The organism is Streptococcus infantis (assembly GCF_019929575.1).
Lineage (GTDB): Bacteria > Bacillota > Bacilli > Lactobacillales > Streptococcaceae > Streptococcus > Streptococcus infantis_L.
Genome location: NZ_JAHZPU010000012.1, coordinates 30,787 through 55,829 on the forward strand (window position 1 = coordinate 30,787; position 25,043 = coordinate 55,829).

Genomic DNA, 25,043 nt, shown 5'->3' on the forward strand with positions numbered 1-25,043 from the left:
CTAAATAGATGATAAAAACTCAACTTTTTCCTAGAAAAACAAGGAAAGTTGAGTTTTTTTTAAGATATTTTTGTTATAATAAGCTTAATAAGGAGGAATTTTTGATGATCAAAATTCTATTAGTGGAAGATGACCTAGGCCTGTCAAATTCAGTTTTTGATTTTTTGGATGATTTTGCAGATGTCATGCAGGTTTTTGATGGTGAAGAAGGTCTTTATGAGGCTGAAAGTGGTGTTTATGATTTGATTCTATTGGACTTGATGTTGCCTGAAAAAAATGGGTTCCAAGTTTTAAAAGAATTGCGCGAAAAAGGTATTTCGACTCCTGTTCTGATCATGACAGCCAAGGAAAGTCTCGATGATAAGGGACACGGATTTGAGCTTGGGGCAGATGATTATCTAACAAAACCATTTTATCTAGAAGAACTCAAGATGCGTATCCAGGCCCTGCTCAAACGTTCTGGCAAATTCAATGAAAATACCCTTTCCTATGGTGATTTGACTGTCAATCTCTCTACTAATGAGGTTAAAGTCAATGAGACTGCTGTTGAATTATTGGGTAAAGAATTTGATCTCTTGGTTTATTTCCTCCAAAATCAAAATGTAATCTTACCCAAAACCCAGATCTTTGACCGTTTGTGGGGATTCGACAGTGATACGACTATCTCTGTCGTAGAGGTTTACGTATCAAAAGTTCGTAAGAAATTAAAGGGATCAGTCTTTGCTGAAAACCTCCAAACCTTGCGTAGTGTTGGGTATATTTTAAAACATGTTTAATAAATTCAAAAAGAATTGGTATGCGGAGGATTTCAGTTATTTTATCCGTAACTTTGGAGTATTTACTCTGATTTTCTCTGCTATGACCTTGATTATCTTGCAGGTTATGCACTCCAGTCTCTACACATCGGTTGATGAGAAGCTTCTGTCTCTCAGTGGCAATCCTCAAGATGTCATCCAGTTGGCTGTTAATCGAGCAACAGATGAAGTCAAAGATTTCAATAGTCAATCCGTGACTCCATCAACGGATAAAAAACCAACGGTCAGTTCCAATACAGAAGTGATTTTATTGGACTCTAATTTAAATCAACTAGTAGCTGGAAATCGCTTTTTAGGTCTTGATAGGGTTACATTTAATAAAAAGGATTTGAATCACATTCGACAGCTTCATGTTCAGAATAGTTACGGTCAGGATGAGATTTACCGAGTGATTTTATCTGAAATAAATATCGATTCTGTCTCGACCAATATTAAGTATGCAGCAGTTTTGATAAATACCAGTCAGATAGAGCAAATCAGTCAAAACCATGAGCAATTAATCGTGGTAGTCATGGCCAGCTTCTGGATTTTATCCATACTTGCCAGCCTTTATCTTGCGCGTGTCAGTGTTAAACCTTTACTTGAGAGCATGCAAAAGCAACAGAGCTTTGTGGAAAATGCCAGTCATGAGTTACGAACTCCACTGGCTGTTCTTCAAAATCGTCTAGAAACTCTTTTCAGAAAACCTGAGGCAACCATTATGGAGTCAAGTGAGAGTATTGCCTCCAGTCTAGAAGAAGTTCGGAACATGCGCTTTTTAACGACTAATCTACTTAATTTAGCTCGTCGTGATGACGGCATTAAACCGGAGTTAGGAGAGGTAGAGCCGAATTTCTTTAACACAACCTTTACCAACTATGAAATGATTGCGTCTGAAAATAACCGTGTTTTTCATTTTGAAAATCGCATCCATCGGACCATCATAACAGATAAGCTGCTTCTTAAGCAGCTGATGACTATCTTGTTTGACAATGCTGTCAAGTACACAGAAGAAGAAGGAGATATTCATTTTGTCATTGCTACGACGGAGCGTAATCTCTATTTGTCAGTAGCTGATGATGGAATTGGTATTTCTGCAGCAGATAAAAAGAAAATTTTTGATCGCTTTTATCGGGTTGACAAAGCTCGTACTCGCCAAAAAGGTGGCTTTGGGTTAGGTTTGTCCTTAGCTAAACAGATTGTCGATGCCTTAAAAGGAACCATTAGTGTTAAGGATAACAAACCTCATGGTACGATTTTTGAAGTAAAAATCGCCATCCAAACACCATCCAAGCGTAAAAATAAATAACAAAAGCTGTGACTTAGAAAGCGGTAGACCAAGTATCGCTTTTCTAGTCGCAGCCTTTTAGCTATCCTATAAAAAATAGGTCGGGACAAAATCCCGACCTTTTGAATCTAGTATAATTTCTTCTTAATCATTGAACGTTGAAAGTTTGATGCCGCTAAACTCAAGGCAATTGCTAGGCTAAAAGCTAAGACTGTATTAAACTTGAGGGCTAAAAAGATAAAGCTAAACAAGGCTAAAAAGACGCAAAAACAAGCAATGTTTACAAAGAAAAGAACTTCCTTCAAACTAGCAACGGAAGTGGTTTCTGGAACATAGTCTTGGTATAGCGTTGTTTGAGTTTCCTCTTCTTCAAACTCATACGATTGATATTTTCTTACGGGCATGATTCTCTCCTTAACAGTACTCTTTCATTTTACCATTTTTCAAGAAAAAAATTATTACAGTAAGGTTACAAAAAGAATAAAGTCTGTTTTCAAATGATGAAACAAATTTCTTGACACTCTTACCCAAAGGTGATAGGATGGGTGAACAACTCAAAACATCTTGCCTGTTCAAGTTTTTGTAATGAGGAAGCGAAATAAATATAAGTAGCAATTGCTGGTTGTTTCCGTAAATTTAGAACCACTTTGTAGGATGAATGAAAAGATTTGCATGAAAGACAGATTTTTCTGTCTTTTATTTTTGATGCTGAGTGAGCTTTTTCCACTCTTAGAAAAGTAAAAGGAGATTTGCAGTGTATCTTGCAATCAAGGAAATTTTAAAAAATAAACTTCGTTATAGTTTGATTTTAACGACGATCTTTCTTATAGCGTTTATGGTCTTTTTTATGACAAGTTTAGCTCTGGGGCTTGTTAGAAATAATAGAGCAGCCGTGGATAATTGGCAAGCGACAGGAATTGTTTTATCAGATTATGCAAATGATAATCTGACAGCATCCTTTATTCCAGAAAAGAATTATAAGGATCAGATTTCCGAAGATGCAGCACCTTTGGGGTATATGTTTGCGGTGACCAATCTCGTCAATGATAGTGGGAAGGTAAACATCTCTATTTTTGCACAAGATTGGGACAGTTTTATCTCTCCTTCCTTGATTGAGGGACATTATCCAGAAAGTGACAATGAAGTTGTCGTGGATCAGTCTTTAGAAAACTATGGAATAAAACTTGGTGATGCCATTCAACTGAATGGAAGTGAAAATTCTTATACAATCGTTGGACTTACGAAAGGGAATAAATTTTTTACAGAACCTGTAGTATTTACAAATTTGACTAACTATTGGACTTTGCAAGGTAGTCTGAATGCAGGTCGCTCGATTTCTGCTTTGGTCTTAAAAAATGATGTTCAGCTATCTGCTGATGGTTTAAGTCAATTAACCATTCAAAACATGATTGCCCATATTCCGGGCTACACACCTCAAGTAAACGTATTTTCAGGCATGATTTTAGCGATGATTATCATATCAGGTCTTATTATTGGTATTTTTATTTATATTATTACCATTCAAAAACTAGGCCTCTATGGAATTATGAGAGCCCAAGGAATTCAGGTTAAAACTATTGTTTGGTCGCTTTTTTGTCAAATTATATTGCTGGCAGGTTTTGGGATCGGTCTAGCATTATTGGCAATTGTAGCTGTCATCCTTGTTTTACCTGCAACCTTCGTTTTTTATCCAAGTTGGTTAGCATATTTAGGATTGAGTTTGGGAATTTGCTTGATGGCATTACTTGGAGGAGTAATTTCTCTCCCTCGTTTGCTCAAAGTTGATCCAATAACGGCTATTGCAGAATGATAAGGAGACTTATATGACACCATTGATAGAAATGAAGCAAGTGACGAAAAGTTACGGAGAAGGAAAGATGAAAGTCGTTGCACTACACGAGACGAACTTTCAACTAAATGCTGGTGAATTTGTTGCCATAGTTGGTCCTTCTGGATCTGGTAAAACAACCTTTTTGACCACCTTAGGGCAGTTGCAGGAGCCTTCAGGTGGGAAGATTTTAGTAAAGGGAACAGAAACGGGTAATTTGACTGAAAAAGAGAAAACAGATCTTCGATTTAAGGAATTTGGTTTTATTTTACAGGCTTCAAATTTGATTCCTTTTTTAACCGTTAAGGAACAATTAGACCTAATTGATCGACTAGATAAAGACAAATCTTCGAAAAGTGACCGTCAAGAGTTATTTGATTTGTTGGACCTGAACAAAGTTCAAAATCATTATCCAAAGGCCTTATCTGGGGGAGAACGTCAACGAGCAGCAATTGCCAGAGCACTCTATAACAATCCCAGCATCGTACTTGCTGACGAACCAACGGCTAGTCTTGATACCCAAAGAGCCTACCAAGTGACGGATATGCTGGCTTCAATTGCCCATGAGCAGGGAAGAGGAGTGGTAATGATTACTCATGACACCAGACTTCTCGATAAGGTCGATCGTGTCTTTATCATGAATGATGGTCACCTTGTTGAAGAAATACAAGCATAAAAGAATATAAAGTGAACTGTAGTAAAGGTGGTTCACTTTTCTTTTTCTAATACTCTTCGAAAATCAAATTCAAACCACGTCAGCTTCACCTTGTCGTACTCAAGTACAGCCTGCGGCTAGCTTCCTAGTTTGCTCTTTGATTTTCATTGAGTATAAAAGTGAGGGGGAAAAACTAACTTTTCTTAAAAAATAGATTGCCCATAGCTGATTTTTCAGAAATATGGTATAATTTTTCTTATGGAAAAGATTATTATTACAGCAACTGCTGAAAGCATTGAACAAGTAAAAGAATTACTAGAGGCGGGAGTTGACCGCATCTATGTTGGTGAGAAAGATTTTGGACTTCGCCTACCAAAGACTTTTTCTTATGATGAACTGAGAACCATCGCTGGTCTGGTTCATGATGCAGGTAAGGAATTGATCGTAGCGGTCAATGCTCTTATGCATCAGGATATGATGGATCGTATCAAACCCTTTCTTGATTTCTTGGAAGAAATTAAAACAGACTACATTACTGTTGGGGATGCGGGTGTTTTTTATGTTGTCAATCGCGATGGTTATTCTTTTAAAACCATCTATGATGCCTCAACCATGGTAACTAGCAGCCGTCAGATCAATTTCTGGGGACAAAAGGCTGGCGCTTCAGAGGCAGTATTGGCTCGTGAAATTCCATCAGCTGAACTCTTTAAAATGCCTGAAATTTTGGAAATTCCTGCTGAAATTTTGGTCTATGGAGCAAGTGTTATCCACCACTCTAAGCGTCCACTCTTGCAGAATTACTATAATTTTACTCAGATTGATGATGAAAAAACACGTCAACGCGACCTCTTCTTAGCAGAGCCTAGTGATCCAGATAGCCATTACTCAATTTTTGAAGACAATCATGGAACTCACATTTTTGCCAATAACGACCTCGATTTGATGACCAAATTGCCAGAGTTGGTAGAGCATGGTTTCACTCATTGGAAACTAGAGGGACTTTATACTCCAGGGCAAGATTTTGTTGAGATTGCAAAACTCTTCATCCAAGCCCGTAGCTTGATTCAAGAGGGAAGCTTTACGCATGACCAAGCCTTCTTGTTGGATGAGCAAGTCCGTAAACTCCATCCAAAAAATCGTTTCCTTGACACAGGATTTTATGATTACGATCCTGACATGGTTAAGTAAGAATCAAAAACCCGAAATAAAATGTTCGGGTTTTTCTAGTGCAAGGATGAATTTAAAGCGTATTCATGTTATAATAAAAGTAGCTTTTTGTTTGGAGGTGTTTAAGTGGAAAATCTGAAAAAAATAGCAGGCATCAAGGCTGCTGAGTTCGTAACCGACGGAATGGTTGTAGGACTTGGAACAGGCTCGACTGCCTATTATTTCGTAGAGGAGATCGGACGTAGAATTAAAGAAGAAGGACTTCAAATTACAGCCGTAACGACCTCGAGTGTAACGACAAAACAGGCACAAGGATTGAATATCCCACTTAAGTCGATTGACGAGGTGGATGAGGTTGATGTGACTGTTGATGGAGCTGATGAGGTAGATCGCCAGTTTAATGGTATCAAAGGAGGCGGTGGTGCGCTTCTAATGGAAAAAGTAGTTGCGACACCAACCAAACAGTATATCTGGGTGGTAGATGAGAGCAAAATGGTTGAGAAACTCGGCGCTTTCAATCTACCTGTCGAAGTTGTCCAATACGGAGCAGAACAGGTTTTCCGTCGTTTTGAAAAAGCTGGTTATAAGCCAAGTTTTCGTGAAAAAGATGGCCAACGTTTTGTGACGGATATGAAAAATTTCATCATTGATCTTGATTTAGGTGTTATTGAAGATCCGATTGCTTTTGGTCATCAACTGGATCTTCAGGTCGGTATTGTTGAGCACGGTTTATTTAATCAAATGGTTGATAAAGTGATTGTAGCAGGGCAAGCTGGCGTTCAGGTTTTAACTTCAACAAAAGGAAAATAAAGGAGACAAACGATGTCAAAATTTAAACGTATTCATTTGGTAGTGCTCGATTCTGTAGGAATCGGTGCAGCACCAGATGCTAATAACTTCGTCAATGCAGGGGTTCCAGATGGAGCATCTGATACACTAGGCCATATTTCAAAATCAGTTGGTTTGAATGTTCCTAACATGGCTAAAATTGGTCTTGGGAATATTGAACGTGAAACAGCACTAAAAACGGTTCCAGTAGAGGAAAATCCTAGCGGTTACTACACTAAACTTGAGGAAGTGTCATTAGGTAAAGACACTATGACCGGTCACTGGGAAATCATGGGACTCAACATTACGGAGCCTTTCGATACTTTCTGGAACGGATTCCCAGAAGAAATCCTTACAAAGATTGAAGAATTCTCAGGTCGTAAAGTAATCCGTGAAGCAAATAAACCATACTCAGGAACTGCTGTTATCGATGATTTTGGACCACGCCAAATGGAAACAGGCGAGTTGATTATCTACACATCTGCTGACCCAGTTCTTCAAATTGCGGCCCACGAAGACATCATTCCTTTAGATGAACTTTATCGTATCTGTGAATACGCTCGTTCGATTACATTGGAACGTCCAGCTCTTCTAGGTCGTATCATTGCACGTCCTTATGTTGGCGAGCCTGGAAACTTCACACGTACTGCAAATCGTCGTGATTTGGCTGTATCACCATTTGCGCCGACTGTTTTGGACAAGTTGAACGAATCTGGTATTGATACCTATGCGGTTGGTAAGATCAACGATATCTTCAACGGTGCTGGTATTAACCACGATATGGGCCACAATAAGTCAAATAGCCACGGAATTGATACACTTTTGACAACAATGGGCCTTACTGAGTTTGAAAAAGGATTCTCATTCACTAACTTGGTCGACTTTGATGCCCTTTACGGTCACCGCCGTGATCCACATGGTTACCGCGATTGTTTGCATGAGTTTGATGAACGTTTGCCAGAGCTTATCGCTGCTATGAGAGAAGATGATTTACTCATGATTACTGCAGACCATGGTAATGACCCTACTTATGCTGGTACAGATCATACTCGTGAATACATTCCACTTTTGGCCTACAGCCCATCACTAAAAGGAAATGGACACCTACCAATCGGTCATTTTGCTGATATTTCTGCGACAATCGCTGATAACTTTGGCGTTGATAAGGCTATGATTGGTGAAAGCTTCTTAGATAAATTGGTTTAAGATGACTCGCTTTGCATTACTGGTTAGAGGGATCAATGTCGGTGGAAAACATAAGGTGGTTATGGCCCAGCTTCGTCAAGAATTGACAGAGTTGGGATTAGAAACTGTTGAAACCTACATCAATAGTGGCAATATTTTCTTTGATACAAGTATCTCGAAGACTCAACTAGTGGAGATCTTACAGGCTTTCTTTGACAAGCATTATCCATTTATCCAACATTTTTCCTTGTTAAGTCAGGAAGACTACGAAGAGGAGCTTAGAACTCTTCCGGAATGGTGGTTCCAAGAAATGGCTCGAAAGGATGTTCTCTTTTATACTGAGGGACTGGATATCAAGCAAGTCATTGAGAAAGTCGAAAGTATGGAACTGGTAGATGAAGTGCTTCATTTCGGGAAACTGGGAATATTCTGGGGCAAATTCTCAGAAGCAACCTATAGCAAAACAGCCTATCACAAGTACCTACTTAAGATGCCTTTCTATTGTAATATTACTATTCGAAATGCAAAAACCTTTGACAAAATCGGTCAATTTTTAAAAGATTATGAAGGAGACAGACAATGACATTATTAGCAAAAATCAATGAAACAGCTGCTTTCTTAAAAGAAAAGGGAGTAGAAGCACCAGAGTTCGGCTTGATTCTTGGATCAGGACTTGGCGAACTTGCTGAAGAAATCGAAAATCCAGTTGTGGTAGACTATGCTGAGATTCCAAACTGGGGACGTTCTACTGTTGTTGGACACGCTGGAAAATTGGTTTACGGTGAGCTTGCAGGACGTAAAGTTTTAGCCCTTCAAGGACGTTTCCATTTCTATGAAGGAAATCCGCTGGAAGTTGTTACTTTCCCAGTTCGTGTTATGAAAGTCTTGGGCTGTGAAGGTGTTCTTGTAACTAACGCTGCTGGTGGTATCGGCTATGGACCTGGTACCTTGATGGCTATCAGTGACCACATCAACATGACTGGTCAAAACCCATTGATTGGTGAAAATTTGGATGAGTTTGGTCCTCGCTTCCCTGATATGTCTAAAGCTTATACTCCAGCCTACCGCGAAATCGCCCACAAAGTAGCTGACAAACTTGGTATCAAGCTTGATGAAGGTGTTTATATCGGTGTTACTGGTCCAACTTATGAAACACCAGCAGAAATTCGTGCCTATAAGACACTGGGAGCAGATGCAGTTGGTATGTCTACGGTTCCTGAAGTTATCATTGCGGCTCACTCTGGCTTGAAAGTTCTGGGAATTTCATGTATTACTAACTTTGCTGCTGGTTTCCAAGAAGAGCTCAACCATGAAGAAGTGGTAGAAGTCACTGAGCGCGTTAAAGGAGACTTCAAAGGCTTGCTTAAAGCGATTCTTGCTGAATTGTAAGACTATGAAAGCACGACTCCAATGTCTGCCCTACGGGTGGCGTCTGCTTTTAGCGACTGTTGCATTAGGAATAGGAACGGGTCTGGTCGGAATCGCCTGTCATTTTCTACTAGATGGCGTACAAAGGTTGGCTTTCGGCCAAGAACGATCTGATCTGCTCCAGCAATTTCAAGAAGCTGGAGGCCTTCGTAGATTTCTTGTCTTATCTGTGACAGGGATTTTGGCAGCAGGCTTCTGGTATATCCTACAAGGGCGTTATAAAATCCTTTCCATTCGAAAGCAAATTGACCTGGTTGGAGATAGAGATCCAGCGCCCCTAGCCCATCTCCTTCATGCGACTATGCAGGTTGCGATTGTCGGAGCTGGCGCTTCGGTCGGAAAAGAAGGAGCACCACGTGAGGTCGGGGCTCTTCTAGCCGGTCGCTTGGCGAAAGGTTTTTCTCTAGCCCTCAAAGAGCGAAAAGTCTTGATTTGCCTGTGGTGCTGGAGCTGGTTTAGCTGCGGTCTATCAAGTTCCCTTTGCCAGTAGTTTGTTCGTCTTTGAGACCTTAGGACTCGCCTACAGTTGGCAGAACCTTCTACTGGTTTTGACCAGCACTTATCTGGCCACCTGGGTCGCTCAGTCCATCGTTGGTCAGGAGGCTATTTATCACCTGTTCGCAGTCTCATGGTCGGCTAGCAGTTTCTTACAGGCTATTGTGATTGCTTTCTTGGTCACTCCCTTGGCTCTGGTCTTTGCATTCCTCGCCAAGCGGGCTAGTCACAAACGGCGGAAGGATGGGACGATTCTTTGGGCTCTTCCGCTAGCCTTTCTAGTGCTGGGGGGCCTAGCAATCTTTTTCCCTATCTTTATGGGAAATGGTCAGATACTAGCGCAAGCCCTCTTGTCTAGCCAGTCGATTCCTTATCTTCCACTGGCTCTTGCAGTGAAGGGGATTCTGGTTTATCTCCTCTTGCGCAATGGTGCTTATGGGGGAACTTTGACACCATCATTTGCCTTAGGGATTGGATCTGGCTATCTAGTGACCTTGCTTTTGACTGTAGTTGGGATTCATATGGATCCTGCTCTAGGGATGTTACTAGGAGCGACCGTCTTTTTAGGGACGACCTTAAAAGCTCCTCTGACAGCTATTGCCCTGAGCCTTGGATTTACAGGCCAAACTTGGAGTTTGACAATTCCGCTTGTACTTGCGGCTGGTCTGTCTTACGTGATTCGAAAGAGATGGGAGAAGAAACGATGAAGGTACATTTTGTACTGCATGAAACCTTTGAAGTGCCGGGCGCTTATCTAAAATGGGCGCAGGAGCGTGGCCATCAAGTGACCACGACCAAAGTCTATGAGAATGAAGTCTTACCAGAGACAGTGGATGAAATCGACTTCTTAATTGTGATGGGGGGACCTCAATCGCCAGATGAAGATCGAGAAGCTTTTCCATACTACGATCCTAAGGCTGAGCTTGCTTTTATAAAAGAAGCGATTACAGCAGATATCTATATTGTTGGTGTCTGTCTTGGTGCTCAACTCTTGTCTGTTGCTTATGGCGCAGAGTATGAACATAGTCCAGAGCGTGAGATTGGTGTTTTTCCAATAATGCTAACTGAAGCTGGATTAAAAGACGATCATGTCAAAGTTTTTGGACAAACTTTAAATACCGGCCACTGGCATGGAGATATGCCAGGTTTGACAAAGAATGCTGTCGTCCTTGCGACCAGTCAAGGTTGTCCACGTCAGATTATTCGCTTTAGTCCTAAACACTATGCCTTCCAAGCTCATTTGGAATTTGATCCAGAAGCAGTAGAGCTCTTAATTGCTGCGGATGGTGAAGAAGTTTTGGAAGAACAAAGCAAGAATTTGACTTATGTTCAAAAGCCTGAAGCTATTCGTGCATATGATTATCAAGAAATGAATGCAAAACTCTATGCATTTTTGGATTCATTAACAAATTAAAAATAATAGAAAGGTAGAGCGTGTGTTCTAATTTGAACACGAGCGGAAAGCTTTTCTAATTACTCAATTAAAAAAGAAAGGATGGGTTAACCGTATTAGCTGAACTGAATACGGACGGAGAACTGTGTAAAAAAGATAAACTGTCTAGCATTTACAATGCGTCGCCAGTTTCCTATTTTTACTTTGTTCTCTGTCGCCTGTCTTGTATATCAAAAAGAAAGGTAGAGCATGTGTTCAGATTTGAACACGAGCGGAAAGCTCGGAAAATAGATAATCTGACTGAGAAATCAGGATTTCTCGTCAGATTCCTAATTTTCAATCGCTTTCTGGTCGCTCTTTGTATCATAAACTATGTCTATCCATATTGCTGCTAAGCAGGGTGAAATTGCTGATAAAATTCTTCTTCCTGGGGATCCTCTTCGTGCGAAGTTTATCGCTGAGAATTTTCTTGAAGACGCTGTATGCTTCAATGAAGTCCGTAACATGTTTGGTTACACTGGAACTTACAAGGGCCATCGTGTATCTGTCATGGGAACAGGGATGGGAATGCCATCAATCTCCATCTATGCGCGTGAATTGATTGTCGATTACGGTGTGAAGAAATTGATCCGTGTCGGAACTGCTGGTTCTTTGAATGAGGATGTTCATGTCCGTGAATTGGTCTTGGCGCAAGCAGCTGCTACCAACTCAAACATCATCCGTAACGACTGGCCTCAATACGATTTTCCTCAAATTGCTAGCTTTGATTTGCTAGATAAAGCCTACCATATTGCCAAAGACCTCGGCATGACTACTCACGTAGGAAATGTTTTGTCATCAGATGTCTTTTACTCAAACTACTTTGAAAAGAACATTGAGCTTGGTAAGTGGGGAGTAAAAGCGGTGGAGATGGAAGCAGCAGCCCTTTACTATCTTGCTGCCCAACACCATGTTGATGCCCTTGCTATCATGACTATTTCAGATAGTTTGGTTAACCCAGAAGAAGACACTACAGCTGAAGAACGTCAAAATACTTTCACAGATATGATGAAGGTTGGTCTAGAGACCTTGATTGCAGACTAAAGTCAGATTCCATTTATGAGATTACTCTTGTTCTCAAAATGATAAGCATGTTCATTGCTTCAATCCTATAAATAGATGAGAATAAGGACTTTGAAGAACGTCAAATTGTGTCAAAGAACCGAGACTAGTCAGTTTAATATCTAAATCATAATCAAATAAAGTTGAAAGCCTGGTTGACAGAAGCTAAAGGTTTTCAACTTTTTTAGAACAAAAACTAAAGGAGGGGTAAAATGGATAAGATTGAACAATTACAGGAACTGATAGACCAAAGTCAGAGAATTGTCTTTTTCGGTGGTGCAGGGGTTTCTACAGAGTCTAATATTCCTGATTTTCGAAGTTCTGATGGTGTTTATAGTCTTAAGTTGGGGCGCCATTTTACTGCCGAGCAATTGGTTTCACGCACCATGTTTGAACGCTATCCAGAGGATTTTTTTGATTTCTACAAAAAGTATCTCGTCTATCCAGATGCCAAGCCAAATTTAGCACATGATTATCTAGCGTCGTTAGAAAAAACAGGTAAATTAAAGGCGATTGTGACGCAAAATATTGATAGCTTGCATGAAATGGCGGGGTCTCAGAAAGTTTTGAAACTGCACGGTAGTGCAGATCGTAATTACTGTTTGGGCTGTCATCGATTTTATGATTTGAATGCATTTTTGGCACTTGAAGGTCCAGTTCCTCACTGCTTAGATTGTGGCAATGTGGTTAAACCTGACGTAACTCTTTATGAGGAATCGCTAGATATGGACGTATTTAGTCGAGCAGCCCAAGTCATTCAGCAAGCAGATTTATTGATCATTGGTGGAACTTCCTTAGTCGTTTATCCTGCAGCTAGCCTAATCAATTATTTTTCAGGGTCAAATCTTGTTGTTATCAACAAGTCCAGCACTCCTCAAGATAGCAAAGCTGATTTAGTTATCGAAGGTAAGATTGGAGAAGTTTTTTCTAAATTGAGACAATAAAAAACTGAAAGAAGTAGGACTATACTTCCTTCAGTTTCTTGTATCATGAACTCAGAAACTATGAACGCGATTCTCTTTATTTCCAGGGGAATTTATTGTTAATTTATAAATTGCTTGAGTTATTTTTAATTGCTGAATAAAAGGGAACACAAAAGGAAGATTTTCTGGATGAAAATCTTCCTTTTTTTGGTCATTCAGTTCGATCTGATCTTAATGAAATTCTACTATATCGTAGACTTTTTTAGAGCTTGTAAAAAATAATCAATCTCTGCTTGAGAATGGAGAATATGCATCTTTTCAGGGTAGGTATCACTTAATTTTTGGTATCTTTCCTTAGCATTATTTGTTCTTCCATCCCAGAGAATCCAACGGATAAATTCCCAGTTGAATTGCTCGGGACATCCCGCAGCCATACTTTCTCTAACTTTGCCTCTATATTTTAAATAGCGCTTAAAGGCTCTTAGTAAACAAGTCCAAGCCGAGAAATTTAAAAAGATAATCTGGTCAGCTTGCTCCATTCTTTCCTCATAGCAACACCAAGAGTAGTTGCCATCAATGACCCAATTTTTGTTTTTGGATAAAAAGTCCTTCATTTCCTTAAGCATCCAGTCACGGTCACTGTCCTGCCAACCAGGTTGAAATTGGAGAGTATCCATATGAAGTTTTGGAATAGAGTAGTGCTTGGCCAGTTTTTCTGCAAGAGTAGATTTGCCTGATCCAGAATATCCAATGATAGCTATTTTCATAATAACCTCCAGAAAATGTGCACAAAAAAAGCTCCGAAGAGCTCATTTTGTATGCAGTTAAAGATTAACCAAGTTTAGCTGCAAGACGTGCTTTATCACGGCTAGCTTTGTTTTTGTGGATCAAACCTTTAGTTTCTGCTTTATCGATAGCTGAGCTGGCAGCACGGTAAAGTTCTTCAGATGGGTTTGCTTCAAAAGCTTTGATAGCAGTACGCATAGCTGATTTTTGAGCTGAGTTCTTTTCGTTTTGCTTAACGTTCAATTCAGCGCGTTTGATAGCTGATTTAATGTTTGCCAATGTTCTTACCTCCATTTTTACTAACTATACCATTATATCTGAAAACTTACGTTTTGACAAGGGAAAATTATTTTTTTAAGTAAATTTCATCAATTTCGTGATTTTTAGATTTATGGAGAATGACCTCGGCTCGATTTCGTGTCGGTTCAATGTAATTTTGGAGATTGGTGAGGTTGATACTGGTCCAAACTTGGTGAGCAAAATCCTTGACTTCACTAAGAGGAAGTTGAGTAAAACGGTAGTAATAGTTGCCTGGATCATCTTGAGCAAAGCTCAAAAGTTTTAAGAATCGATCCAAATACCAACTTTCAATGTCTTCGACAGCGGCATCTACATAGATTGAAAAGTCAAAGAAATCAGTAATATAGAGACGGGCATTATGAGGGTTTTGGAAAACATTGATTCCCTCAACAATGACAAAATCAGCAGCTTCTACTCGTTGTTTTTGACCTGGGACGATATCATAGATTTCATGGGAATAAACAGGTATATCAACATCCTGACCATTTTTGAGTTGGTCTAGAAAATTAAGCAAAGCTTCCATATCGTAGCTCTCAGGAAAACCTTTACGATTAAGGATATCTTGCTCAATTAAGACACTATTTGAGTATAAAAAACCATCTGTAGTAACTAGTTCAACACTTGCTTCAGGAACGATACGAGACAGCAAAATTTGCAATAGCCGACTAGTGGTTGATTTACCGACAGCAACACTTCCTGAAACTCCAATAATAAAGGGCTGTTTTTTGCTCTCTCTTTGAAGGAAAATGCCTTTTGAGAAGGCAAGGTCTTCTTTGGAACGTTTGTAAATCTGAATCAGATGTGCCAGTGGCAGATAGATATCGGTAACGTCTTGAAGGCTAATCTGGTCATTGAAACTCTTAATAGAATCTAACTCTTCCTCGGTCAAGGGAGGGGTTGTTTTGCGATGCAAGGATTGCCAAGTTTCGCGGTTTATCTTTTCAAAATGTAAAAATTCGTTGGTCATACTATATCCTCGTTTGATATCTTAGTATACCATATTTTAGAAAGAATAACCATCTGACTAATTGAGAAAAAGCGCTTTCTTTGTTAAAATATAAGGGTGAAAACCTATAAAAGGAGGTGCTAAGATGAAAGCTAGATTAAGAGAAAAGACGCTGGTTTTGTTCAGCCTATTTGTAGTTGTTTTATGGTTATCACCAAACTGGGTGAATTTCTCCTTTACGATAGGAACTCAGAGCCATAACTGGACCACTTTTGTCCTTTTTATCTTATTGCCACTCATAGGTCTTGGCTACCTTGTGCTAGCTTTCTTTAAAAGAAAGTGCTGGCTCTTCTTTTTTGGTCTTGCTTGTATTTTTGCTTTTCCGATTACCATGGCATTAGGGAGCTTTTTACTAGGTCCCTAATGTTAATCCGAATTTATATTATTTTTGAGAAAATACAATGTGATTTAAGGGCTTGCTACCTTTGTAAACGATTTACAAATAACTTATTTTTATGGTAAAATAGTGTCATGAGTAAAATGTATTATGCAGAAAATCCAGATGCAGCCCATGATGTTCATGAACTTAGAGTTGAGCTACTTGGGCAAAAGATGACCTTTTTGACAGATGCGGGTGTCTTTAGCAAAAAAATGATTGACTTTGGAAGTCAGTTGTTGTTAAGATGTCTAGATATTGAAAAAGGTGAAAAAATTCTTGATGTTGGTTGTGGCTATGGTCCGATAGGTTTGTCTTTGGTGAAAGCATATGGTGCCCAAGCAACGATGGTGGATATCAATAATCGTGCCCTGGATTTAGCCCAGCAAAATGCAGTAAAAAACAAGGTTCAAGCGACTATCTTCCAGTCTAATATTTATGAGCAGGTAGAAGGACAATTTGACCATGTCATTTCCAATCCACCTATACGTGCAGGTAAGCAAGTAGTTCACGAAATCATCGAAAAAAGTATCGACTTTTTAGTAGATGGTGGAGATTTGACGATCGTCATCCAGAAAAAACAAGGAGCTCCTAGTGCCAAAAGTAAGATGGAAGAAGTCTTTGGCAATTGCGATGTTGTAAAGAAAGATAAGGGATATTATATCCTTAGAAGTGTGAAAGAATGAGAGCAGTAGATCTAATCCAGAAAAAAAGAGACGGCCAAGAACTAAGCTCCAGTGAGATCCAATGGCTGATTGAAGGTTATGTATCTGGAATCGTCCCTGACTACCAGATGGCGGCTTTTGCTATGGCAGTATATTTTCAGGGAATGACTATCGATGAGATTTCTGACTTGACTATGAACATGGTTAAGACAGGTCAGGAATTTGATTTATCTCCAATTGAAGGCATTAAGGTTGATAAACACTCTACGGGTGGTGTCGGTGACAAGGTAACTTTAATCCTAGCACCCTTGGTAGCCAGTTTTGATGTCCCAGTGGCTAAGATGAGCGGTCGAGGTTTGGGACACACAGGTGGTACTATCGATAAATTAGAATCCATCAAAGGTTTTCAGATTGAACGAAGTCAGGATGAATTTATCAAACAAGTTCAAGATATTGGTGTTTCAGTTATTGGGCAATCCGATCAACTGGTTAAGGCTGACAAACTTCTTTATGCCCTTCGTGATGTGACGGCAACAGTGGATACCATTCCCTTGATTGCTAGTTCGGTCATGAGTAAAAAAATTGCAGCTGGAGCTGATGCTATCTTACTTGATGTAACAGTGGGTGAGGGTGCCTTTATGAAGACAGTTGATGAGGCACGCCAACTGGCTCAAACCATGGTAAACCTTGGTAAGGCTGTAGGTCGTAAGACAGTAGCAGTTATTACTGATATGAGTCAACCTTTGGGACGTGCCATTGGTAACCGTTTAGAAATCCTAGAAGCTCTGGAAATTCTTCAAGGTAAAGGCCGTCAAGATATTAGCCACTTTATCTGTGAGTTGGCCCAGATTATGTTATCATTAGCAAATGTTGAAAAAACTATTGAGGAAGTAAGGCAACATCTTGAAAATGGTAAGGCTCTCAAGAAATTTGAAGAGATGGTTCTAGCTCAGGGTGGAGACCTAGAAGACCTCTATCGTCCAGTAAAGGTTGACCATGTAGTTGATATTCCTGCTCAAGAAGACGGACTTATCGCAGAACTTCCAGCCATGGAGTTTGGTCTTTTTGCTATGAGATTGGGTGCTGGTCGTGCCGTTAAAACAGATGTTCTTGACTATGAGACAGGGATTGTTTTTGAGAAGAAAGTTGGAGAATCAGTCAAAAAGGGTGAAATTGTTGCAAAAGTATATGCAAATGGCAAAATTTCTCCGGAACTAGTTACAGATTTCCAAAATTATGTTAAAATTAAGATAAGTGATGAAGCTATAAAAACGCGTGAAATCATTGAAATCATCTCCTAATTTAAGGAAAAATCGAAATGAAATTAAATAAATACATTGATCATACGCTTTTAAAGCAAGATGCGACCGAAGAACAAATCGATCGTTTGCTATCTGAAGCAAGAGAGTACGATTTTGCCAGTGTTTGTGTCAATCCTTGCTGGGTTTCGCATGCAAAAACTGCACTCGTAGATACTGATGTCAAGGTTTGTACAGTAGTAGGATTCCCTCTTGGAGCTACAACTTCAGCTGTCAAAGCTTATGAAACCAAAGAAGCAATCCAAAATGGTGCTGATGAAATTGATATGGTTATCAATGTTGGTGCACTCAAGTCTGGGAATGCTGCTTTAGTTGAGTCAGATATTCGAGCTGTTGTTGAAGCAAGCGGAGACAAACTGGTTAAGGTTATTATCGAGGCTTGTTTGTTAACTGATGAAGAAAAAGTTCTAGCTTGTCAGCTAGCTCAGAAAGCAGGAGCTGACTTTGTCAAGACTTCTACTGGTTTCTCATCTGGTGGAGCAACTTTAGCAGATGTGAAGTTAATGCGCCAGACAGTTGGACCTGTTATGGGTGTTAAGGCTGCTGGTGGAGCTCGTTCTTATGCAGATGCAGTTGCCTTTGTTGAAGCAGGAGCTACTCGTATCGGAACATCTTCTGGTGTAGCAATCTTAAAAGGAGAGTTAGCAGATGGCGACTACTGAGTTGATTGACTTAGCGATTGAGACTAGTAAAAACGCCTATGTACCCTATTCACACTTTCCAATTGGTGCCGTTCTGGTTGCCAAGGACGGCAGTGTTTATACAGGATGCAATATTGAAAATGCTAGCTACCCCTTGACCAACTGTGGTGAGAGAACAGCCATTTTTAAAGCTGTCTCTGAAGGACAACGTGAGTTTTCAGAGTTGATTGTCTACGGTCAAACTGAAAAACCTATTTCTCCTTGCGGAGCTTGTCGCCAAGTCATGGTCGAATTTTTTAAACCAGATCTAAAGGTGACTCTAGTCGCCAAAGATAAAACGACGGTCGAGATGACGGTCGGGGAATTACTTCCATACTCATTTACAGACTTGAAATAGTCTGTGTCACTCTCTGAGTGGCAAGGGTCCTTGTGACCAATCAATCCATACTTGCAACTTCGTTGCGCATCTTATTTAGGAGGTTCAGTAATGAACAAGAAACAATGGCTAGGCCTTGGTCTAGTTGCAGTAGCAGCATTTGGACTTGCTGCATGTGGTAATCGCTCTTCTCGTAACGCAGCTTCTTCTTCTGATGTGAAGACTAAAGCAGCTATCGTTACAGATACTGGTGGTGTTGATGATAAATCATTCAACCAATCAGCTTGGGAAGGTCTTCAAGCTTGGGGTAAAGAGCACAATCTTTCAAAAGATAATGGCTACACTTACTTCCAATCAACAAGTGAAGCTGACTACGCTAACAACTTGAACCAAGCAGCGGGAAGCTACAACTTGATTTTTGGTGTTGGTTTTGCCCTTCACAATGCAGTTGAAGAAGCAGCAAAAGAACATTCAGATAAAAACTATGTTTTGATCGACGATGTAATTAAAGATCAAAAGAACGTAGCAAGCGTAACATTTGCTGATAACGAAGCAGCTTACCTCGCAGGTGTAGCAGCAGCTAAAACTACTAAAACAAAACAAGTAGGTTTTGTAGGTGGTATGGAATCTGAAGTTATTTCTCGTTTTGCAGCTGGTTTCAAAGCTGGTGTTGAATCAGTTGACCCATCTATCAAGGTTCAAGTAGACTATGCTGGATCATTTGGTGATGCTGCTAAAGGTAAAACAATTGCTGCAGCACAATACGCTGCAGGAGCAGACGTAATCTACCAAGCAGCTGGTGGTACTGGTGCAGGTGTTTTCTCAGAAGCTAAATCTTTGAACGAAAGCAAAAATGAAAGTGAAAAAGTTTGGGTTATCGGTGTAGACCGTGACCAAGTTGAAGAAGGTAAATACACTTCTAAAGATGGTAAAGAATCAAACTTCGTACTTGCTTCTACTTTGAAACAAGTTGGAACAACAGTTCAAGACCTTTCTAACAAAGCAGAAAAAGGTGAATTCCCTGGTGGTCAAGTTATCGTTTACTCATTGAAAGATAAAGGTGTTGACTTGGCAGTGACAAACCTTTCTGAAGAAGGTAAAAAAGCTGTTGAAGATGCAAAAGCTAAAATTCTTGATGGTAGCATCAAAGTTCCTGAAAAATAATTGATGGAAGTCATTTCTTAGGAAGCGGCCTTGGGCCGCTTCTTTAAGAATTGAGACAAATGGTTTTGTCTCAATAGAGCTTGCTAAGTTTCTTTAGCAGGTTTTATTGAAACAAAATAAAACTCTGAAAGGAAGAGCACATGGCACACGAAAATGTCATTGAAATGCGTGAAATTACCAAAGTTTTTGGTGAATTTGTCGCTAACGACAAGATTAACCTTGAACTTCGTAAAGGTGAAATTCATGCACTTTTAGGAGAAAATGGAGCTGGTAAGTCCACTCTTATGAACATGCTAGCGGGGCTTTTAGAACCAACTAGTGGTGAAATTGTGGTAAACGGTCAAGTTGTAAAACTAGATTCGCCATCAAAAGCAGCTAGCTTAGGGATTGGGATGGTCCACCAACACTTTATGTTGGTAGAAGCTTTCACTGTTGCTGAAAATATCATTTTGGGGAGTGAATTGACCAAAAATGGTGTGCTAGATATTTCTCGTGCAACTCGAGAAATCAATGAGTTGTCTGAACGTTATGGCCTTGCTGTGGATCCTTCCGCCAAAGTTGCAGACATCTCTGTCGGGGCTCAACAACGTGTTGAAATCCTAAAGACACTTTATCGTGGAGCTGATATTCTTATCTTTGACGAACCTACTGCTGTTTTGACGCCATCAGAAATTGATGAATTGATGGCTATCATGAAGAACTTGGTTAAAGAAGGTAAATCAATTATCTTGATTACCCATAAGTTGGATGAGATTCGTGCTGTATCTGACCGTGTTACAGTTATCCGTCGTGGTAAATCTATTGAAACAGTAGAGATTGCTGGTGCAACTAATGCTGACTTAGCTGAGATGATGGTAGGACGTTCTGTTTCCTTTAAAACTGAGAAACAGGAAGCTCAACCTAAAGAAGTCATTCTGTCTATTAAAGACCTAGTAGTAAACGAAAACCGTGGTGTTCCTGCTGTTAAAAATCTCTCACTCGATGTTCGAGCTGGTGAGATTGTCGGAATTGCCGGTATTGATGGAAATGGTCAATCTGAATTAATCCAAGCTATCACTGGTCTTCGTAAGATTGAGTCTGGTAGGGTGGAGTTGAAAGGCCAGTCTATCGTAGGTTTACACCCTCGTCAAATTACAGAAATGAGTGTAGGCCACGTTCCAGAAGATCGCCACCGTGATGGTTTAGTTTTAGAAATGATGATTTCTGAAAATATCGCTCTTCAAACCTACTATAAGGAACCTCTTAGCAAGAAGGGGATCTTAAACTACACCAATATCATCGGGTACGCTAAACAGTTAATGCAAGAATTCGATGTGCGTGCTGCTAGTGAGATTGTTCCAGCATCAGCTCTTTCTGGAGGAAATCAACAAAAAGCAATTATCGCTCGAGAAGTCGATCGAAATCCTGATCTCCTAATCGTCAGTCAACCTACTCGTGGTTTGGACGTCGGTGCTATTGAGTACATTCACAAACGCTTGATTCAAGAACGTGATAATGGGAAAGCTGTCCTTGTAGTCAGCTTTGAACTAGATGAGATTCTAAATGTCTCTGATAGAATTGCTGTTATCCATGATGGTAAGATTCAAGGGATTGTAACGCCAGAAACAACCAACAAGCAAGAGCTTGGTGTCTTGATGGCTGGTGGTGAATTGGAAAAGGAGAAGAGTGATGTCTAAAAAATTACAACAAATTTCGGTTCCTTTGATTTCTGTTATTTTAGGAATTCTACTCGGAGCCATCGTCATGTGGATTTTCGGTTACGATGCTATCTGGGGTTATGAAGAATTATTCTACACAGCCTTTGGTAGTGTTCGTGGAATCGGTGAAATCTTCCGTGCTATGGGACCTTTAATTCTGATTGCCCTTGGATTTGCAGTTGCAAGTCGTGCTGGTTTCTTTAACGTTGGTCTTCCAGGACAAGCTCTCGCAGGTTGGGTTATGAGTGGCTGGTTCGCCCTCTCTTTCCCAGATTTGCCACGACCATTGATGATTCTTGCGACGATTGTAATTGCCTTAGTTGCAGGAGGAATCGTTGGTGCTATTCCTGGTATTTTAAGAGCCTACCTTGGGACATCTGAAGTTATTGTAACCATCATGATGAACTACATTGTTCTTTATGTGGGCAATGCCTTTATTCATCACTTCCCTAAAGAAATCATGCAAAGTACTGACTCATCCATTCGTGTTAGTGCAAATGCAACCTATCAGACACCATGGCTTGCTGAGTTGACTGGAAACTCTCGTATGAACATTGGAATTTTCTTTGCAATCATAGCAGTAGTAGTTATCTGGTTCTTGCTCAAGAAAACAACTCTTGGTTTTGAAATCCGTGCAGTTGGTCTCAATCCAAATGCTTCTGAATACGCAGGTATTTCAGCGAAACGCACCATTATTCTATCAATGATTATTTCTGGTGCCCTTGCAGGACTTGGTGGCGCAGTAGAAGGACTTGGTACCTTCCAAAACGTTTATGTTCAAGGTTCATCATTAGCAATCGGATTTAACGGTATGGCAGTAAGCCTACTTGCTTCAAACTCACCAGTTGGAATTCTATTTGCAGCCTTCCTTTTCAGTGTTCTTCAAGTTGGAGCCCCTGGTATGAATGCTGCACAAGTGCCATCTGAGCTTGTAAGTATCGTTACAGCCTCAATTATCTTCTTTGTCAGCGTTCACTACATCATCGAACGCTTTGTCAAACCAAGAAAACAACTTAAAGGAGGTAAATAAGGATGTCGATTACAACAATGTTAACCCTTATGGTTTCTTCAATGTTGATTTATTCAGCACCACTTATTTTCACAAGTATCGGAGGCGTTTTCTCTGAACGTGGGGGAGTTGTTAACGTTGGACTTGAAGGAATCATGGTTATGGGTGCCTTTTCTGGAGTTGTGTTTAATCTTGAATTTGCACAGGATTTGGGAGCATTAACTCCTTGGTTGGCTTTGCTAGTTGGTGGATTAGTTGGAGCTATCTTCTCTCTCATTCACGCAGTGGCTACAGTTCATTTCCGTGCTGACCATGTTGTCAGTGGTACCGTACTTAACTTGATGGCGCCAGCCTTGGCTGTTTTCTTAGTCAAAGTGCTTTATAACAAGGGACAAACGGATAACTTAACGCAAACTTTTGGACGTTTTGATTTCCCTCTTTTGGCTAATATCCCAGTTATCGGAGATATCTTCTTCAAGTCAACAAGTTTACTTGGTTACCTAGCAATTGCCTTTTCATTCTTAGCGTGGTTTGTCCTTTTTAAAACTCGCTTTGGACTTCGCCTCCGTTCAGTTGGTGAACACCCACAAGCAGCAGATACTTTGGGGATTAATGTCTACAAGATGAGATATCTTGGAGTTGTGATTTCAGGTTTCCTTGGAGGAATCGGTGGAGCTATCTACGCTCAGTCAATTTCCGTTAACTTCTCAGTTACTACCATCGTTGGACCTGGATTTATCGCACTTGCTGCTATGATTTTCGGTAAGTGGAATCCTGTTGGAGCTATGCTTTCAAGTCTCTTCTTCGGACTATCACAAAGTTTGGCGGTTATCGGTTCTCAACTTCCTTTCTTGCAAGGAGTTCCAGCCGTTTACTTGCAAATTGCACCATATCTCTTGACCATCGTCGTCCTAGCAGCCTTCTTTGGTAAAGCAGTTGCACCGAAGGCAGATGGTATCAACTATATCAAATCTAAATAAACAAAAAAGCGTCAGTTTGAAACTGACGTTTTATTGTTTAGGTTCTTGGTGTGTGAGGTTTAAGCCCCAGGGAACAAGATTTTCTGTTTTATTACGAATACGATTGATATTATCTTTGTGGCGGATAATAATTAAACCTGCGAGAGCTAGGATAATCGCTACGAATAATAAATCGTAACTTGGCAGTAGGAAACCGATAAGCGGAAAGAGGATCACCCCAAGTACAGCTGCGAGAGCAGCAGTAACACTAGAGAGAGAAATCATACTTCCTAGATAAAGGGTTCCAAAGAAGACCACTGCTAGATAGAGGCAAAATAGAGGAGCAAATCCGAAAATGACTCCAGCACTAGTTGCGACAGCCTTTCCTCCTTTAAAGCCAGCAAATACTGGGAAGGTATGACCAATTACAGCTAAAAGGCCAAAGACTAAAGGGGAGACACCTTGAACATGAAAGATAAGTGGAAGCAGGGTTGCGATAGTTCCTTTGAAAAAGTCAATCACAAATGTTGCCATACCCGCTTTCTTACCTAGAATTCGAAAGGTATTGGTCGTTCCAGTATTACCTGAACCATGCTCTCTTAGATTTATTTTAAAGAAGATTTGCCCAATCCACAGTCCTGAAGGGATTGAACCCAATAAATAAGCCAAAATTAATAATACTATTGTCATCATGCTTCTATTATACCATGAAATTGGAGAGAAACGGAAAGGAATCTTTTCTCAAATTGTGACATCTGATACTTTATGTAAGTAGAAAAATTTTGTCATGAACACTATTGTTCGGAAATTAAGGCTAAAGTTTTAAAAATTCATGAAAATTTCAGAAATATCTTGTGTTTATGTTTATTTATGCTATAATAGGAACAATTATTTTTAGGAGGTGGAATATGTCTTACTTATTTGAGATATTACCTAGTTTATTGAGCGGTGCGACAATGACTTTACAAGTATTTGCACTGGTCTTACTCTTTTCAATTCCTTTAGGTATTTTGGTTGCCTTTTGCTTACAGGTCCATTGGAAACCCCTCCATTACATGATTGATGTTTATATCTGGGTGATGCGTGGGACACCCTTGCTCTTGCAGTTAATCTTTATCTATTATGTTTTGCCAAGTATCGGGATTCGACTTGATCGGGTACCAGCAGCGATTATTGCCTTCACGCTTAATTATGCAGCCTACTTTGCAGAAATATTCCGTGGAGGTATTGCAACGATTCCTCAAGGACAATATGAAGCAGCTAAGGTCTTGAAATTCAAACCTATCGATACCGTCCGCTATATTATCTTGCCACAAGTAACCAAGATTGTTTTACCAAGTGTATTTAACGAGGTTATGAGTTTGGTTAAAGATACTTCTTTGGTCTATGCACTCGGTATTTCAGATTTAATCCTAGCTAGTCGTACAGCAGCCAATCGTGATGCGAGTTTGATTCCAATGTTTCTAGCAGGAGCAATCTATCTGCTTATGATTGGTATCGTTACAATCCTAGCTAAGAAACTTGAGAAAAAGTTTAGCTACTATAGATAGGAGGGTTATCCATGTTAGAGTTAAAAAATATCAGCCCTGTTGTAAAATGAAGTGCAACACAAAAGACATGTTCATCTGATATACTAGAGTTGCAAAAAACAGTATAGAGG

The 25,043-nt window shown here is 40.0% G+C and carries 27 protein-coding genes and 1 pseudogene; 23 read left to right on the top strand and 5 right to left on the bottom strand.

Going from position 1 to position 25,043, the window contains the following annotated elements; genetic code table 11:
• Positions 1 to 104 precede the first annotated feature (104 nt).
• Positions 105 to 776 carry a response regulator transcription factor gene (locus K1I67_RS05585; protein WP_000590623.1) on the top strand — a complete coding sequence of 224 codons (672 nt, stop codon included), beginning with the start codon at positions 105 to 107 and terminating at the stop codon, positions 774 to 776.
• Complete coding sequence (locus tag K1I67_RS05590) at positions 769 to 2,103, top strand: sensor histidine kinase (protein WP_223339184.1); 1,335 nt, start codon at positions 769 to 771, stop codon at positions 2,101 to 2,103. Before K1I67_RS05585 ends, K1I67_RS05590 begins: the two co-directional genes overlap by 8 nt.
• Positions 2,104 to 2,210: 107 nt before the next feature.
• Here K1I67_RS05590 and K1I67_RS05595 read toward each other — a convergent pair whose 3' ends face one another.
• Positions 2,211 to 2,486, bottom strand: a complete 276-nt coding sequence (locus tag K1I67_RS05595; protein ID WP_001145235.1) for a DUF3270 family protein — start codon at positions 2,484 to 2,486, stop codon at positions 2,211 to 2,213.
• Between the two features lie 350 nt (positions 2,487 to 2,836).
• Here K1I67_RS05595 and K1I67_RS05600 point away from each other — a divergent pair, with 350 nt between their 5' ends.
• The 11 genes and pseudogenes from K1I67_RS05600 to K1I67_RS05650 all read left to right on the top strand — a co-directional run bounded on the left by K1I67_RS05600 (position 2,837) and on the right by K1I67_RS05650 (position 13,106).
• A complete protein-coding gene (locus tag K1I67_RS05600) occupies positions 2,837 to 3,892 on the top strand; it encodes an ABC transporter permease (protein ID WP_223339185.1) in 1,056 nt (351 codons plus the stop codon).
• Positions 3,893 to 3,905: 13 nt separating this feature from the next.
• Complete coding sequence (locus K1I67_RS05605; RefSeq protein ID WP_223339186.1) at positions 3,906 to 4,586, top strand: ABC transporter ATP-binding protein; 681 nt, start codon at positions 3,906 to 3,908, stop codon at positions 4,584 to 4,586.
• 237 nt (positions 4,587 to 4,823) lie between these two features.
• Positions 4,824 to 5,753, top strand: coding sequence for a peptidase U32 family protein (locus K1I67_RS05610; RefSeq protein ID WP_000411186.1), 930 nt, complete (start codon positions 4,824 to 4,826; stop codon positions 5,751 to 5,753).
• A gap of 105 nt (positions 5,754 to 5,858) precedes the next feature.
• On the top strand, positions 5,859 to 6,542 hold the full coding sequence (gene rpiA, locus K1I67_RS05615; RefSeq protein WP_223339187.1) for a ribose-5-phosphate isomerase RpiA: 684 nt from the start codon (positions 5,859 to 5,861) through the stop codon (positions 6,540 to 6,542).
• 12 nt (positions 6,543 to 6,554) lie between these two features.
• Positions 6,555 to 7,766 carry a phosphopentomutase gene (locus K1I67_RS05620; RefSeq protein WP_223339188.1) on the top strand — a complete coding sequence of 404 codons (1,212 nt, stop codon included), beginning with the start codon at positions 6,555 to 6,557 and terminating at the stop codon, positions 7,764 to 7,766.
• A 1-nt stretch (position 7,767) separates the two neighbouring features.
• Positions 7,768 to 8,328, top strand: a complete 561-nt coding sequence (locus tag K1I67_RS05625) for a DUF1697 domain-containing protein (RefSeq protein WP_223339189.1) — start codon at positions 7,768 to 7,770, stop codon at positions 8,326 to 8,328.
• The gene (locus tag K1I67_RS05630) at positions 8,325 to 9,134 is read left to right on the top strand and encodes a purine-nucleoside phosphorylase (protein ID WP_223339190.1); all 810 of its coding nucleotides are present in this window, start codon (positions 8,325 to 8,327) and stop codon (positions 9,132 to 9,134) included. Before K1I67_RS05625 ends, K1I67_RS05630 begins: the two co-directional genes overlap by 4 nt.
• Before the next feature lie 4 nt (positions 9,135 to 9,138).
• Positions 9,139 to 10,375: pseudogene (locus tag K1I67_RS05635) on the top strand (chloride channel protein).
• Entirely contained in the window at positions 10,372 to 11,082 is a 711-nt protein-coding gene (locus K1I67_RS05640; RefSeq protein WP_223339191.1) for a type 1 glutamine amidotransferase, read from the top strand. Before K1I67_RS05635 ends, K1I67_RS05640 begins: the two are co-directional and overlap by 4 nt.
• Before the next feature lie 351 nt (positions 11,083 to 11,433).
• Entirely contained in the window at positions 11,434 to 12,144 is a 711-nt protein-coding gene (deoD, locus tag K1I67_RS05645) for a purine-nucleoside phosphorylase (RefSeq protein ID WP_004253139.1), read from the top strand.
• Positions 12,145 to 12,374: 230 nt separating this feature from the next.
• A complete protein-coding gene (locus K1I67_RS05650) occupies positions 12,375 to 13,106 on the top strand; it encodes an NAD-dependent protein deacylase (RefSeq protein ID WP_223339192.1) in 732 nt (243 codons plus the stop codon).
• 224 nt (positions 13,107 to 13,330) lie between these two features.
• Here the strand turns inward: K1I67_RS05650 and K1I67_RS05655 are convergent, their stop codons facing one another.
• The 3 genes from K1I67_RS05655 to coaA all read right to left on the bottom strand — a co-directional run bounded on the left by K1I67_RS05655 (position 13,331) and on the right by coaA (position 15,138).
• A complete protein-coding gene (locus K1I67_RS05655) occupies positions 13,331 to 13,852 on the bottom strand; it encodes a DNA topology modulation protein (RefSeq protein ID WP_223339193.1) in 522 nt (173 codons plus the stop codon).
• Between the two features lie 64 nt (positions 13,853 to 13,916).
• On the bottom strand, positions 13,917 to 14,165 hold the full coding sequence (rpsT, locus tag K1I67_RS05660; RefSeq protein ID WP_029689628.1) for a 30S ribosomal protein S20: 249 nt from the start codon (positions 14,163 to 14,165) through the stop codon (positions 13,917 to 13,919).
• 52 nt (positions 14,166 to 14,217) lie between these two features.
• On the bottom strand, positions 14,218 to 15,138 hold the full coding sequence (gene coaA / locus K1I67_RS05665) for a type I pantothenate kinase (protein WP_223339194.1): 921 nt from the start codon (positions 15,136 to 15,138) through the stop codon (positions 14,218 to 14,220).
• Between the two features lie 124 nt (positions 15,139 to 15,262).
• Between coaA and K1I67_RS05670 the strand changes: the two genes are divergently transcribed.
• The 9 genes from K1I67_RS05670 (at position 15,263) to K1I67_RS05710 (ending at position 23,404) form a co-directional block, all read left to right on the top strand.
• The gene (locus K1I67_RS05670) at positions 15,263 to 15,541 is read left to right on the top strand and encodes a 1,4-dihydroxy-2-naphthoate prenyltransferase (RefSeq protein WP_223339195.1); all 279 of its coding nucleotides are present in this window, start codon (positions 15,263 to 15,265) and stop codon (positions 15,539 to 15,541) included.
• Between the two features lie 107 nt (positions 15,542 to 15,648).
• The gene (locus K1I67_RS05675; RefSeq protein WP_223339196.1) at positions 15,649 to 16,239 is read left to right on the top strand and encodes a class I SAM-dependent methyltransferase; all 591 of its coding nucleotides are present in this window, start codon (positions 15,649 to 15,651) and stop codon (positions 16,237 to 16,239) included.
• Positions 16,236 to 17,519 carry a pyrimidine-nucleoside phosphorylase gene (locus K1I67_RS05680; protein ID WP_223339197.1) on the top strand — a complete coding sequence of 428 codons (1,284 nt, stop codon included), beginning with the start codon at positions 16,236 to 16,238 and terminating at the stop codon, positions 17,517 to 17,519. Before K1I67_RS05675 ends, K1I67_RS05680 begins: the two co-directional genes overlap by 4 nt.
• Positions 17,520 to 17,536: 17 nt before the next feature.
• Positions 17,537 to 18,199: a deoxyribose-phosphate aldolase gene (gene deoC / locus K1I67_RS05685; protein WP_223339198.1), complete on the top strand. Its 663-nt coding sequence runs from the start codon at positions 17,537 to 17,539 to the stop codon at positions 18,197 to 18,199.
• Positions 18,186 to 18,575, top strand: a complete 390-nt coding sequence (locus K1I67_RS05690; protein ID WP_223339199.1) for a cytidine deaminase — start codon at positions 18,186 to 18,188, stop codon at positions 18,573 to 18,575. Before deoC ends, K1I67_RS05690 begins: the two co-directional genes overlap by 14 nt.
• Positions 18,576 to 18,665: 90 nt before the next feature.
• Entirely contained in the window at positions 18,666 to 19,718 is a 1,053-nt protein-coding gene (locus K1I67_RS05695; protein ID WP_223339200.1) for a BMP family lipoprotein, read from the top strand.
• A 140-nt stretch (positions 19,719 to 19,858) separates the two neighbouring features.
• Complete coding sequence (locus K1I67_RS05700) at positions 19,859 to 21,394, top strand: ABC transporter ATP-binding protein (protein ID WP_223339201.1); 1,536 nt, start codon at positions 19,859 to 19,861, stop codon at positions 21,392 to 21,394.
• Entirely contained in the window at positions 21,387 to 22,445 is a 1,059-nt protein-coding gene (locus K1I67_RS05705; protein WP_006148712.1) for an ABC transporter permease, read from the top strand. Before K1I67_RS05700 ends, K1I67_RS05705 begins: the two co-directional genes overlap by 8 nt.
• A gap of 2 nt (positions 22,446 to 22,447) precedes the next feature.
• Positions 22,448 to 23,404 carry an ABC transporter permease gene (locus K1I67_RS05710; RefSeq protein WP_049509105.1) on the top strand — a complete coding sequence of 319 codons (957 nt, stop codon included), beginning with the start codon at positions 22,448 to 22,450 and terminating at the stop codon, positions 23,402 to 23,404.
• A 30-nt stretch (positions 23,405 to 23,434) separates the two neighbouring features.
• Here K1I67_RS05710 and plsY read toward each other — a convergent pair whose 3' ends face one another.
• On the bottom strand, positions 23,435 to 24,076 hold the full coding sequence (gene plsY / locus K1I67_RS05715) for a glycerol-3-phosphate 1-O-acyltransferase PlsY (RefSeq protein ID WP_049504383.1): 642 nt from the start codon (positions 24,074 to 24,076) through the stop codon (positions 23,435 to 23,437).
• A 215-nt stretch (positions 24,077 to 24,291) separates the two neighbouring features.
• Between plsY and K1I67_RS05720 the strand changes: the two genes are divergently transcribed.
• A complete protein-coding gene (locus tag K1I67_RS05720) occupies positions 24,292 to 24,933 on the top strand; it encodes an amino acid ABC transporter permease (RefSeq protein ID WP_006154309.1) in 642 nt (213 codons plus the stop codon).
• Positions 24,934 to 25,043: the final 110 nt, after the last annotated feature.